The organism is Bradyrhizobium sp. USDA 4501, from assembly GCF_054062115.1.
The window spans coordinates 1376864-1390050 of sequence record NZ_JBSSEX010000001.1; the positions used below are offsets into that span (position 1 = coordinate 1376864).

The 13187-nt window shown below is 65.0% G+C and carries 12 protein-coding genes; 4 read left to right on the forward strand and 8 right to left on the reverse strand.

Features of this window, described 5'->3' with window-relative positions; genetic code table 11:
* The first annotated feature begins 4 nt into the window (after window positions 1-4).
* Genes ACVWZM_RS06430 through ACVWZM_RS06440 form a run of 3 tightly spaced genes read left to right on the forward strand, consistent with a single transcriptional unit; the run spans window position 5 to window position 2747 of the window.
* Window positions 5-1462: a YncE family protein gene (locus tag ACVWZM_RS06430; protein ID WP_168858918.1), complete on the forward strand. Its 1458-nt coding sequence runs from the start codon at window positions 5-7 to the stop codon at window positions 1460-1462.
* On the forward strand, window positions 1459-1986 hold the full coding sequence (locus tag ACVWZM_RS06435) for an RNA polymerase sigma factor (protein ID WP_057015143.1): 528 nt from the start codon (window positions 1459-1461) through the stop codon (window positions 1984-1986). Before ACVWZM_RS06430 ends, ACVWZM_RS06435 begins: the two co-directional genes overlap by 4 nt.
* Complete coding sequence (locus tag ACVWZM_RS06440) at window positions 1983-2747, forward strand: anti-sigma factor family protein (RefSeq protein ID WP_168858919.1); 765 nt, start codon at window positions 1983-1985, stop codon at window positions 2745-2747. The genes ACVWZM_RS06435 and ACVWZM_RS06440 overlap by 4 nt, the downstream gene beginning before the upstream one ends.
* A 114-nt stretch (window positions 2748-2861) precedes the next feature.
* On the opposite strand, the gene ACVWZM_RS06445 is transcribed toward ACVWZM_RS06440, so the two are convergent.
* The gene (locus ACVWZM_RS06445) at window positions 2862-4097 is read right to left on the reverse strand and encodes an MFS transporter (protein ID WP_456856628.1); all 1236 of its coding nucleotides are present in this window, start codon (window positions 4095-4097) and stop codon (window positions 2862-2864) included.
* Between the two features lie 336 nt (window positions 4098-4433).
* On the opposite strand from ACVWZM_RS06445, the gene ACVWZM_RS06450 reads away from it, so the two are divergent.
* Entirely contained in the window at window positions 4434-5597 is a 1164-nt protein-coding gene (locus ACVWZM_RS06450; protein WP_456834807.1) for an IS4 family transposase, read from the forward strand.
* 41 nt (window positions 5598-5638) lie between these two features.
* Here ACVWZM_RS06450 and ACVWZM_RS06455 read toward each other — a convergent pair whose 3' ends face one another.
* From ACVWZM_RS06455 to ACVWZM_RS06485, 7 genes are all read right to left on the reverse strand, one after another.
* Window positions 5639-6484, reverse strand: coding sequence for a CmcJ/NvfI family oxidoreductase (locus ACVWZM_RS06455; protein WP_253624144.1), 846 nt, complete (start codon window positions 6482-6484; stop codon window positions 5639-5641).
* Between the two features lie 443 nt (window positions 6485-6927).
* Window positions 6928-7869 carry an ABC transporter substrate-binding protein gene (locus ACVWZM_RS06460; protein WP_141340950.1) on the reverse strand — a complete coding sequence of 314 codons (942 nt, stop codon included), beginning with the start codon at window positions 7867-7869 and terminating at the stop codon, window positions 6928-6930.
* Window positions 7866-8960 carry an LLM class flavin-dependent oxidoreductase gene (locus tag ACVWZM_RS06465; protein ID WP_106328824.1) on the reverse strand — a complete coding sequence of 365 codons (1095 nt, stop codon included), beginning with the start codon at window positions 8958-8960 and terminating at the stop codon, window positions 7866-7868. The genes ACVWZM_RS06460 and ACVWZM_RS06465 overlap by 4 nt, the downstream gene beginning before the upstream one ends.
* A gap of 32 nt (window positions 8961-8992) precedes the next feature.
* Window positions 8993-10165, reverse strand: a complete 1173-nt coding sequence (locus ACVWZM_RS06470; protein ID WP_456852230.1) for an acyl-CoA dehydrogenase family protein — start codon at window positions 10163-10165, stop codon at window positions 8993-8995.
* Window positions 10159-10956 carry an ABC transporter ATP-binding protein gene (locus ACVWZM_RS06475; RefSeq protein WP_229193070.1) on the reverse strand — a complete coding sequence of 266 codons (798 nt, stop codon included), beginning with the start codon at window positions 10954-10956 and terminating at the stop codon, window positions 10159-10161. Before ACVWZM_RS06475 ends, ACVWZM_RS06470 begins: the two co-directional genes overlap by 7 nt.
* Window positions 10950-11966: an ABC transporter permease gene (locus ACVWZM_RS06480; RefSeq protein ID WP_141340949.1), complete on the reverse strand. Its 1017-nt coding sequence runs from the start codon at window positions 11964-11966 to the stop codon at window positions 10950-10952. Before ACVWZM_RS06480 ends, ACVWZM_RS06475 begins: the two co-directional genes overlap by 7 nt.
* A complete protein-coding gene (locus ACVWZM_RS06485) occupies window positions 11944-13038 on the reverse strand; it encodes an ABC transporter substrate-binding protein (RefSeq protein ID WP_253587503.1) in 1095 nt (364 codons plus the stop codon). The genes ACVWZM_RS06480 and ACVWZM_RS06485 overlap by 23 nt, the downstream gene beginning before the upstream one ends.
* Between the last annotated feature and the right edge of the window lie 149 nt (window positions 13039-13187).

A 13187-nucleotide genomic window follows, 5' to 3' on the forward strand; every position in this document is an offset into this window, starting at 1 on the left:
AACGATGAACCGTCAAATCCTCAAGAGCCTGCTGGCCACGACCGTGCTGGCGATGTCGAGCCCTGCTTTCGCCGGACAGGCGCCGGGCGCTGCGTCCGCGCCCGACATTCCGGTCAGCCGTCACGATCGCGTCTACGCCGCCGAGCAGTTCTCCAACACGGTGTCGGTCACCGACCCGGCCGACAACAAGCTGCTCGGCGTGATCCGGCTCGGCGACCCGCAGCCGGGCAATTTCAGCCCGCTCTACAAGGGCCAGGTGCTGGTCCACGGCATGGGCTATTCGCCCGACCACCGCACCCTCGCGGTGGTCTCGATCGGTTCGAACTCGGTGAGCTTCATCGACACGGCAACCAACGCGGTCAAGCACGTCACCTATATCGGGCGGTCACCGCACGAGGCGTTCTTCACGCCCGACGGCAAGGAAGTATGGGTCACCGTGCGCGGCGAGAATTACATCTCGGTCATCGACGCGCAGAGCTTCAAGGAAACGACGCGCATCGAGGTGCCCGCGGGACCCGGCATGCAGATCTTCTCGCCCGACGGCAAGTACGGCTACATCTGTTCGTCGTTCAATCCGGAGACCGACGTGGTCTCGGTCGCAGACCATCAGATCGTCGCCAAGGTGAAGCAGGAAAGCCCGTTCTGCCCGAACATCGCGGCGTCGCCCGATGGCGACCAGGTCTGGTTCACGCTGAAGGATGTCGGCAGGACGCAGGTGTTCAACGCCAAGCCGCCGTTCAACCTGATCAAGACCATCGACAGCGGCCCGATCACCAACCACGTCAATTTCGCCAGGACCTCAAAGGGGACCTTCGCCTATGTGACCATCGGCGGCACCAACGAGGTCAAGGTGTTCCGAACCGACGATTTCTCGCAAGTCGCGACCATCCCCGTCGGCAATCTGCCGCACGGCGTCTGGCCGTCCGGCGACGGCACGCGAGTCTATGTCGGTCTCGAAAATGCCGACGCGCTGGCCGCGATCGACACCGCGACCAACAAGGTGATCGCCAATATCCCGATCGGCCAGGCGCCGCAGGCGATCGTCTATGTGCCGAACGCCGCGCCAAATCCGGAAGATCGCCAGAACCTGCAGGCCCTCGGCGTCGCCGGCCAGGCCGCTCACCTCGCGCTCGCACCGAAAAAGCAAGCCAAGGGCGAGAAGCCGCCGACCAGCGTATCGCTGTTCGATCAAGGCCTGATCCAGGTGCTGCAGGCTTCCGTGACCGGGCTCGAGCCGAAGCAGCGCTACGTGCTGGGATTGGCCGAACACGCTGACGGTGGCGGCATGGTGGAGCCGCTGGCAGCCTTCATGACCAATCCGGCCGGCTCCGCGATCGTCAACGCGGCCGGTCCGATCCGGCAGATCGTGCAGAGCGCGGCCAGGGCGGAGCGACGCTACCTCGTCATCGCAGCCGGCGAGCCGGCGAAACTCGGCGCGGTCGTGCAGGTACAAGCGCCATGAGCGACATGCTGCACCTGGTCGAGCCGCTGATACCTGCCTTGCGGCGTTATGCGCGGGCCCTGGTCCGCGATCACGCCGCGGCCGACGACCTGGTGCAGGACTGCCTGGAACGCGCCGTCATCCACTGGGAGCAGCGGCGGTCGGACAATCCGCGCCCGTGGCTGTTCGCGATCCTGCATAATCTCGCCATCAACCAGTTTCGCCGCGCAACGGTGCGCGGCGTTCATGTCGCGATCGACGAAACAAACGAGGGTTCGTTCGGCCAGGAAGCGGCGCAGGAGCACAAGGTGATGTATCGCGACGTCATGGCGAAGCTCACCAGGCTTCCGCATGACCAGCGTGCGGTGCTGCTGCTCGTCGGCGTTGAGGATTTGTCCTACGCCGATGCCGCGAAGGTGCTTGGGGTGCCCATTGGCACGGTGATGTCACGCCTCGCGCGCGCCCGCGAGCGGCTGCATCACGAACTGGAGGGGACTCCCGGCGACCGGGATCATAATGTCGTGCAATTGCGGAACAAGACATGAGTAACCGACCCATTACAGAAGACGATCTGCACGCCTATGTCGATCGCGCGCTCGAGCCGGAACGCGAGGCCGAGGTCCGTGCCTATCTGGACAAGCATCCGGACGTGGCCAAGCGCATCGCCGCCTACTCCGATGAGCGTAACCTCTTGCGATCGGCGCTGCTGCCGATCGCCGAGGAGCCGCTGCCGCCGCGGCTCAACCTCGCCAGGATGATCGAGAGCCCACGCCGCCGCCCCTCGTCGTTGCGCTGGGCCATCGCAGCGATGCTGATGCTCTCGATCGGCGGCCTCGGTGGATGGATGATCCGTGGCGCGACACAGACACCGGTCGGCGGAATTGTGGCGCTCGCCGAGGAAGCCAGCGATTCCTACAGAGTGTACGCCTCCGATCGCACGCGGCCGGTCGAGCTGCGCGACAGCACCGAGCTTGTGCAATGGGTCTCCAACCGGTTGCATCAACCGGTGAAGCTGCCGGATCTCACCAAGTCGGGATATCGCTTAATGGGCGGACGGGTAGTGCCGACCGCACATGGTCCTGCGGCCATGTTCATGTACGACGACGATCGCGGCGAGCGGCTTGTGGTTCTCACCCGCCCGATGACGTCAGACCAGAACGCGCCGATGGCCGCGCATTCGGGTGGCGATGTCGCGGGCTTCTCGTGGGCTGACGGCGGTACGGGCTACTCCCTGGTGGGGCCGCGCGGGGGCGATTCCCTGCGGCCGCTTGCCAACGAGATTCGCAAGCAGGCGCAGACGATCTGATCGGAACGGCGCGCTAAAGCATGATCCGGAAAAGTGCGAAGCGGTTTTCCGAAAAGATCATGCTCAAACAAAGAGCCAAGGCGCGATGACGTTTCAACCCAATCTCATCGCGCTTTAGGGCCTGGTGTAGATCAGGAACAGCACGGTCCCGATCACCAGCGCGCCGGCGATGAACAGCAGCACCGCAGGCAGCCCGAACAGCGCCGCGACGCCGGCGGTGCTCGATTGCAGCAGCGCTGCGCCAAGGAAGAACGCGAGATTGACCGAGGACAGCGCCTTGCCGGTGTTCTGTGCGGCGACAAGCTGCCGCGTCATGCCGTAGATCAGCGGCTGCGCCGACGTCGCGAGCCCGATCAGGATTAACAGCACCAAGTCATATTGCGTCGGCATCACGGCAACCCCGAAGAGGTTCGAGACCGGGAAATGCGGCGCACCGGCCGCCATCAAGACGAGCAGCAGCGCGGCGATGGCGTGCGTCACCGCCACCATGGCACGGCGGTGCCCGAACTTGCGATCGAAAGCGCCGATGCAGGCTGGGCCGACGATCATCGCCAGCGTGAACAGGCCGAGCACATTGCCGGCCTCGATCCGGCTCAGCCCTTTCTCGTCCATCAGCCACGGGCCGCCCCACAAGCCGCGCAAGGTCAGCGACGCGCCGAGCGACACCAGCGACAGCGCGATCAGACCACGCAGGCCACGCGACATGCCGAGCCGCAGCACCTCGGCCATCTGGTGCAGCGGCGAGGAATCATCCGCATGCGCCGCCGGCTGCCGCGGCACCAGCGCGAACACCGCGATCAGCACGACAATGCTGAAGCCGGCCGAAACCCAGAAACCGGCGCGCCAGCCGAACTGATCGACCACGAACGCCAGCGGGCTTGCCGACAGCAGCATGCCGATATTGCCGATTGAGAGGATCAGGCCGGACCACAGGCCGAATTTCGCCGCCGACATCTGTTTCGCCGCGAGCGTCATCGGGCACATCAGCATGCCCGAAGTGGCGACGCCGAGCATGAGCTGGCCGAGCACAAAGCTCGCAGGCCCCGTCGCCAGCGCCGAGACCAGCGTTCCGATCACGGTACCGGCGAGCAGGCTCAGCGACACCGGCCGCACGCCGAAACGATCCATCGCGGCGCCGACCGGGATTTGCGAGGCAGCAAAGGAGAAATGATAGATCGAGGTGAGGCTCGCGAGCGCCTGCGGCGAGGTGCCGAAATCCGACGCCATCAGATCGAGGCTGATCGCCGGGATGGTCCGCAGCAGCGTCGACAGCATGTGGCCGGAGGCCAATGCCAGAAGTGCAAGCACCAGGGCGCGGAACCCGATCCCCGCCTCTTCCTTCGTCACCACGCCGTCCACGAATCGCCTCTTCCCCGAGCGGTTTGGCGACGGGCGTAACATTATTGGGCGGAGGGTGCCAATCGGTTAGCCCTCTCCCCGTTCTTCACGGGGTCGAGACGAGCGAAGCTCGCTCTAAAGGGTTGGGTGAGGGGCTGCACCCGCGAACACGGTGACAATTGGATGTGCGGAGACTCCCCCTCACCCGGAACGCATCTAACGATGCGTTCCGACCTCTCCCCGCACGCGCAGGGGTGTCCGGGGAATGATTCACTGTGTCGCGGTGCATGCTCGGCAGGACCGAGGCAAATCGGTCTTTTCTGGTTGTCGAGACACAGAGGGCCGAGCATGCGATATCGCGGTAGCATTTTTGGAAGGCTGCTTGAACCGATCAATCGACGGCAGTTTCAGACGGTTGTGGATCGTCTGGACGGGGATGCCTACGACAAGTCGTTCAGGAGCTGGGATCATCTGGTGGCGCTGATCTATGCCCAGCTTAGCGGCAACAGCAGTCTGCGCGGGGTGGTGACTGGCTTCAACGCCAATTCGCAGCATCACTATCACTTGGGAACCGGCAAGCTGTCGCGCTCGACGTTGTCCGATGCCAATGCCCGCCGTCCGATCGGCATTTTCGCGCAAACCTTTGCGGCGCTGTCGGCGATGGCGCGTCGCCAGCTGCGGAGTGAAGGCATGGAGATGGTGCGTCTGATCGACGCCAGTCCGATCCCGCTCGGCAAGGTCTGCAGTTGGGCGACGTGGAACGGCCGCATCCGCGGCATGAAGCTGCATGTCGTCTACGACCCAAGGAGCGATGTCCCGACCTGCGTCGAGATGACGGCCGCGAACGTCAATGACATCGAGATCGGCCGACAGACCCCAATCCAGCCCGCCACCACCTATGTGTTTGACAAGGGCTATTGCCGTTTCGACTGGTGGCAGAAGATCAATGATAGCAAGGCTTTCTTCGTTACCCGGGCGAAGACGAGCATCCGTCTTCGCTCGCTCAGGCATCGCGCCATCCGCAAGCGTAACGGGGATGACTTCGAAATCCTTGCCGATGACGAGGTGAAGCTCATCAGCAAGGGCGATTCGCGCCTTCCAATCCCGCTCCGCCGCATCAAGATCAGACGCGAGAAAGGCGGCAAGATCACACTCCTGACCAACGACCTTGCCCGTAGCGCCGTCGAGATCGCCGCCCTCTACAAGAGCCGATGGCAAATCGAGCTGCTGTTCCGCTGGATCAAGCAGCATCTCGATATTCGCAAGTTCCTCGGCGCCAACGACAACGCGATCCGCCTTCAGGTGCTCGCTGCGATGATTGCCTACCTGCTGCTGCGCATCGCCGCTCACACCAACTGCATCAAAATGCTCCCGCTCAGGTTCGCCGAACTCGTCGGCCAGCTCCTGCTCACGCGTCGATCCCTCGCTGCCATCGACAAACCTCCGCCCATCAACCCCAGCCGTCGGAAATCAACCATCTCACCTGACCAGATGGAGCTCCGCTATGCCTGAATTTCCCCGGACACCCCTGCCGCACGCGGGGCGAGGTGACTTCACTGCTTATGGAACACCAGCGTGCGCAGCTCGATGCTCTCGCGCGGCGCGGCATCCGCCGGCGTGGTCGGATCGACGAACGCCGTATGCGGCCCGAACCGCGTGCGACCGTCGGTCGCCGAGTCGTAGCATTTCAGCAGGATCGCCTCGTCCGGCGTCATCTCGGGAATGTAGAACCAGCGGTGGTTCGGATTGTACTTCACCGAGTAGGTCTCGCCGCTGCGGTTCGGATAGATCAGGTCCGAAGCAATCAAATCCTCCGGCGCGACCGTGGTGCCGTCGGCCATCGCCAGCGGTGAATCCCGCAGGGGACCGCGGATCGGGCGCCACAGATTGATCACCTGGACGCGGCCCTTGACCAGCTGCTCGGCCTCGTCGGGCAGGTGCTCGAACACCCGGTTGCGGCCGGAGACGGCGGTCTGGTCGACATGGACGCGGGTCGCCGGCTGGCGCGGACCACCGCCGCGGATGTCAGCCGCGCCCTCGACGCGCTTGCGCACGGTGTGATCGAAGATGACAACGCGATCCGCCTTCAGCGTCGCCTTCAGGAAGGCTTCGACGGCGGGATAGTAGACGTTGCGGACTTCGTTCTCGTCGTAATAGTCCTTGACGCTGGTCGGATGCTTGACCAGCGCAAAGCCCTCGCGATCGAGCGAGAAGCTGTCGGCGATCAAACGCCCGTCAAATATCGGAACATTGTGGGCTTCGGGCAGCGCGGTGGATTTGGGTTCGCCGGGCGGCGGATCGAAGGCGTAGGTCCGGGGCTTACCCGGCGTCGGCGCGAGATAATTCAGTTCAGCGGTCACAAACGGCAGCGACTCGACGCGAGTTTGTTGAAGGCCCATGGTGATCTCCCGGACTCGATTGTTCGTCTGATTGATCTTGGCGGCGCCGGGCGGGGTGGCAAGGTCGTGGCGAAAATAGCAACGTTGCGGTTTTGGAATGTGCCAAACGGGGAAAATCCTTGCCGCGCGGCAGCCGGCGGACGAATGGATGTTTTGAATCACGGGTTCGTTAGCGGTGCAATAGTGCGGAGCTGAATCGCTTCCGCGCAGACGGTCCACATCTCCCGCCTGCAGGGCCGCCGCAGGCGCCGGCAAAATATCGAAAACAACCCCATGCAAAGGACCTCGCGGCTGCCGGCCTTCGACAGGGCAGCTTCGACAGGGCAGCTTGACACGTCGGGCAAATCAGGGATATTTTTCCAATATTCCGAAATCGTGCGAGCACCCGCCGTCCTGGCGAAAGCCAGGACGACGCTGAATGTTTGGTGTCGCTTGCAAATTGCCTACAGTCCCGCGCCCTTCCCGACGGCCGCACCAAACGAGCGGTCGACGATGTCGGCGGCGTTGATCTTCTGCCGGATCAGGCCCCAGCGGTCGTAGAGGTCGATGGTCTTCTGCTCGTCGGCGACCACGCTGTCGTCGATCGGCGCGATGCGGATCTTGGCCCGCGTCAGCCAGTTCACCGCCACCGCGGGCGGGATGTTCATCAGCCTGCCCCAGGTCGCAGCGTAGCCCTCGACATTGTTCTGCGACCATGCGCGCGCCGCGGCGAGGCGACGCACGAAATCCTCGAGCTCGGCGCGCTTGCCCTTGATCGCATCGGGCGTTGCGACCTGGAAGCCGAGGCCGGGCGTGATGCCGTCAGCCGTGATGACGCGGCGCGACTTGAACAGCACCTCTTCCTGGCTCACATAAGGCTCCCAGGTCGACCAGGCGTCGACCGAACCTTGCGTGTAGGCGACCTTGGCATCCGACGGCGCGAGGAACACGATCTGCACGTCGTTCGCCTGCCAACCCCTGGATTCCAGCGCCGCCAGGATCAGCTGATGGCCGATCGAGCCGCGGCCGGTTGCGATCTTCTTGCCGCGCAGATCGTCGAAGCTCTTGATCGCGGAGTTCTCCGGCACCACGACCGCGAGCCCGTCGCGCGACTGCCGCACCGCGGCGATCGCCTTGACCGGAATTTTGGCGGCCGCCGCGAAGGTGAACGGCGCGTCGCCGACCAGCCCGGTATCGATCGCGCCTGCGCCCAGGGCCTCCAGCAGCGGCGCGGCTGCGGCGAACTCCTTCCACTCGATCTTGTAGGGAACGTCCTTGAGCACACCGGCCGCTTCCATCACGGCCTGCGAATTGCCCTTCTGGTCGCCGACGCGCAGCGTGGTCTGCGCGAAGGCCGCGTCGACGGCGACGAGCGCAAGCACTGCCGCAACAATGAGACGGATCATTCGGCGGCAATCCCTCGCTGCTGGTCGCGCGCTTCGATCAGCTTGCGGGTCAGCGGGATCAGCGCCCGGCCATAATCGATCGCATCGACCAGCGGGTCGAAGCCGCGGATCAGGAAGTGGCTGACGCCGAGATCGTAATAATCGCCGAATACCTCGGCGACCTGCTCGGGTGTGCCGACCAGCGCGGTGGTATTGCTGTTGGCGCCCGTCAGTTTGGCGATCTCGGTCCACAGCCGCTTATCGATGCGCGTACCCTGATCGGCGAGCGCCAGCAGCCGCTTGGCGCCGTCGGTCGCGTGGTTGGGACGGCGATAGCCGGTCTGGTCCTGCAGCGCGGTGGCGCGCTCGAGGATATGTTCCGCCTTCTTCCACGCCTTCTCTTCGGTGTCGGCGAGGATCGGCCGCACCGACAGACTGAAGCGCGGCGTCGGCCTTCCGTGCCTGGCCGCGGCGGCGCGCACCCGCGCGGTGACATCGCGCACCTGCGCGTAGGACTCGCCCCACAGCGCGAAAGTATCGGCGTGCTTGCCCGCGACCTCGACCGCGGCGTCCGAGCCGCCGCCGACGAAGGTGTAGATGCCGCCCTTCTGCAACGGCTTCACCTGCGAGAAGCCGTTCTCGACGTTGTAATACTTGCCGCTGTAGTTGAACGGCTTCTCGCTGGTCCACTCCAGCCGCACCACGTCGAGGAATTCGCTGGTGCGGGCGTAGCGCTCGTCCTTGTCGTCGAGCGTGTTGCCGTCCTGGCGCAGCTCGATGGCGTTGCCGCCCGTGATGACGTGCAGCGAGACGCGGCCGCCGTAGAACTGATCCAGCGTCGCGAGCTGGCGCGCCAGCAGCGTCGGCGCGGTGAAGCCCGGTCGCTGCGCGATCATCACCTTGAGCTGTTTGGTGATGGTCAGGACATGCTGCGCGACCTGCAACGCATCCGGCGTGGTGGAATGGAACGCCAGCAGCGCGCGATCGAATCCGGCGAGCTCATGCGCCTTGGCCACTGTCTCGATATAGGGCGGATCGAGCACCGGGCCTGAGCGGACGATGGTCTCGGAGGCATTGTTGTTGGTGATGAAGCCGATGAACTCGACCGGCATGACGGGAACTCCGTTGTTGTTGGCTATTGTTTTCAGACGCCCAGCGCGGAGCGTCCGGCGGAGACACGGGTGGCATCGTCTTGCGGGGTATGGACGCGGCCGCACAGCACGTCACGGTAATGCCGCTCCAGCGGATTGGTTCGCGACAGGCCGTGATTGCTGGTCAGCGACAAGGCATCCTCCACCACTGCCGCGGCGTTATTTGTCACCGTCAGCTTGATGATGTTAGACTCGATCGCGGACAGCGGGAAGCCGTTATCGAAATCGGTCGCGAAGCTGTCGATCAGGCGGGCATTGACCGCAAGCCGCGCCTCGATCGCACCGACGACCTCCTGCATCCGTGGCAAGGTCGCGAGCGCCGCGCCGAGATTGGCGGGCACCCGCTGCTTCAGGAATGTGACCAGCCAATCGCGGGCCGCGCGGGCGATGCCGTCATAGATCGCGGCGACGAAGATCGCATGCACGGTCGCCTGGGTAACGTCAGGAACCTTCCAGTCGTCGGGCGTGCGCACGTCGATCTCGTAATCCAGCGGAAACACGACGTCGTCGAAGATCACGGTGTGGCTGCCGCTGGCGCGCAGGCCGAGCTGGTCCCAGGTCTCCTCGATCCGCGTTCCCGGCAGACCGGCGGGAACCAGAAACAAGCCGACACGGGTCTCCTGCTCGTCGGTCTTCGCCCAGACCGAATACCATTTCAGGATCGGCGCGCCGGTCGAATAGATCTTCTTGCCGGTCAGCCGCCAGCCGGTCTCGGTGCGGCGCGCCGTCGTCGCCGGCAGGCCACCGCGCGCGGGCGAGCCGAGCTCGTGCTCGACGCGCAATGCGTTGATCAGCGCCACGCCTTCGACCGTTTCCTTGGCGAGCTTGCGCGACAGCCGGCCCGGCCAACGCGTGCTGCGCGCCATCACCAGATGCTGGATGTAATGCATCGACAGCACCAGCGCGGTCGACGGATCGGCCTTGCCGATGATGCCGAGCACGCGCGTGGCGTCGCGGGCGCCCGCTCCGCCGCCGCCGAGCGCCGCCGGCACGGTCAGCGCCAGCAGGCCTTCGCGGGAGAGATCGACGAAATTCTCGAAGGGAAAACTGGCGTCGCGGTCGTGCGCCGGCGCACGCGCTGCAAACACGTCGGCGAGCCGCAACGCGCGCGCGATGTGCTCCGGCCCGTCCGCCGGATGCAGCTCCCTCGCCGCAGATCTCACCATGTCGCCTCCAGTCCGAGCAGGCCGAGAATCTGCTTGCGCAGCTCAGCCAGATAAGGATCGCCGCGATGCCGCGGATACGGCCGGGCGACAGCGATGTCCGCCTTGATCCGCGCCGGCCGATCGGAGAGCACGATGACGCGGTTGGCGAGCACCAGCGCCTCCTCGACGTCATGGGTGACCAACAGCGTGGTGAAGCCCTTGCGCTGCCACAGCGCGACGAGTTCTGACTGCATGGCGATCCGCGTCAGCGAATCGAGCTTGCCGAGCGGCTCATCGAGCACCAGGATCTTCGGATCGTTGACCAGCGCGCGCGCCAGCGCCACGCGCTGCGCCATGCCGCCGGACAACTGGTGCGGATAAGCGTTGCGGAACGAGGACAGGCCGACCAGCTCGATGACGTCATCGACGCGGTGGCGCTGCGCCTTCAGAATGCCCTGCGCTTCGAGGCCAAGCGCAACATTGTCCCACACCGTGCGCCACGGAAACAGCGTCGGGTCCTGGAACACGACAACCCGCGACGGATGCGGTCCGGCGATGCGGACTTCATCCTCGCGCAGCGTGCCCGCGCGCGGCTTCTCCAGCCCGGCCACCAGCCGCAGCAAGGTCGACTTGCCGCAGCCGGACGGGCCGAGCAGCGCGACGAACTCGCCCGGCGCGATCGCGAGGTTGACATTGTCGAGCACCGGCAGCGTGGCGCCATCGATATCGAAGGCGTGGCTGACGCCTTCGATATCGAGCTCGGCGCCGACCGCCGGATAGGTGATCGCCTCAGCTGCGGACTGCGCTACCATTTGACGACGCCCTTCTGCCAGACCAGCAGGCGGTCGCGGGTGCGGAACAAGAGCGTGATCGCGCCGGAGCAGAGCAGCGACATCACGATCAGCGCCGCATACATGTTGGCATACGCCGCCCAGCCCTGCGCCCATTGCAGGTACCAGCCGAGCCCGGCCTTGACGCCGATCATCTCGGCGACGACGAGCACCGCGAAGGACGAGCCGAGCCCCATGAACAGGCCGACGAACACATGCGGCAGCGCGGCGGGGATCGCGACCTTCAGCACCAGGAATGACGGTTTTGCGCCGAGCGTGCGCGCGACGTCGTAATAGGCGCTGCTGACGCTCGCGACGCCCGACCAGGTCAGGACCGTCACCGGAAAGCCGGTGGCAAGCGCGATCAGGAAGGTCGAGGCGCTCCAGCTCGACGGAAAGGTGAAGAAAGCGATCGGCAGCCAGGCCGTAGCCGGCAGCGGGCCGATGAAGCGCAGCACCGGATGCACCCAGTAACCGATCTTCTGCGACCAGCCGATCGAGACACCGGTGATAAAGCCGACGGTTGCGCCGATGATGTAGCCGCCGAGCTGCAGCTTGATCGAGGCGAACACGCTATCGAGCAGTTTCGGCAGATCGTCGGTATAGACCTCGAGGATCGACTGCGGCGGCGGGAAGAACGGCAGCGGCAGCCAGGCGAACTTTGCGGTGGCCACCTCCCACAACGTCACGAAGGCGCCGAATGCCACCAGCCATGGCGCGCGCTTGCGCAACGCCTGCCCGGCGCCGCCGAGATAATCCGCGCTGAATGTGCCGAACAGGATGAACGCGGCGATGACGATCGCGCCGATGCCGAGCGATCCGGTCCGCGACCAGTCGCCGACATCGGGCCAATAAAGGCAGGAGAGGCCAAAGGCGAGCCAGACGAGGCTCGCCGCAAGGCCGACACCGTAACTGCCGGAGAGGTTCGAGAACGTGACCGCCGCACGCGGCGCGGCCGCGGCCGTCGCGTCAGACACTGAATACGTCGACATAGATCCGCTCCGCGAATTTGGCCGTGTCGGTGCTCTGCTTGAACACCTGCACCGTCTTGAGGTCGTCGGCGTAGCCCTTCAGCTCGCGCTTGAGCACCTCGCCGGTCGGATGATGGTGATGGGTGTGGTAGCGCGCCATTGCCTCGAGATCGGCGAGGCTCGCCGCCTTCGGCGCATAGGGCTGGAACGACTTCGCCGCCTTGTCCGGGTTCTGCGAGGTGAACATCGCGGCGTCGAGCAGCGCCTGGGTGATGGCGCGCGCGACTTGAGGCTCCTCGCGCACCAGGCTGCCGCGCAGGCCGACGATGCAGCAGCTCTTGTCGCGATATTCGCCGTCGAGGTTGGAGGCGACCTCCTTGTACTGCGCATCCTTCAGCCAGAGATAGGCCAGCGGGTCCGACGACAGGAAGGCCTGCACCTCGCCCTTCTCGACCGCGACGTTCAGGAGATTGCCGGGATAGGCGCGCCAGTCGACGTCCTTGATCGGGTCGATGCCGAGCTTGGCCAGCTGGATTGAGAAGAAATTCTTGTCGGGACCTGCGAGATCGCCGACCGCGACGATCTTGCCCTTGAGATCGGCGAGCTTGTCGACCCCGGAATTGGTGCGGGTCAGGACGCGCATGCAGCCGCCATGGGTGCCGGCGGCGATCTTGACGTCAAAGCCCTGCTCCAGCGGCTTCAGCCAGCGCAGCGCCATGCCGAGACCGGCGTCGCTCTTGCCGGTGGCGATCGCCTCCAGCAGCTGGTCGGTCGAGCCCGAATAGTTGACCAGCTCGACGTCGAGATTCTGCTTCTGGAAGAAGCCGTGGTCGATCGCGACCGGCAGCGGCGCAAGGCAGACCGCGCCGGCGTTCCAGGACAGCTTCAGCTTGCGCGGCGCGCCGGTCAAAGCCGGTGCATCGGATGCGGTCTTGCAGACCGGGAATTCCGAGAAGTCGATCGCCGGCGTGATCGCCCGTGGCGCGAAGGCCTGCGCACTATACGCCCCGATCGGCGCGGCAAAGGCCGCGGCGGCGCCCGCACGCAGCAATGTGCGGCGATCCATCACCGTCTTCTTGTTATCCGTCGACATCTTCACTCCTGCATTTCGGCAAGGCTCCGCCCCGCGCGCAAAACGTCTCCGTTTGAACGCCCCGTCGTTCGAAGCACATGGTTCAGAAAAAAGCGGATTTCTCCGGCGCGATTGCACTCAAAGCAACATGCAAATGATGCGGCGCGACA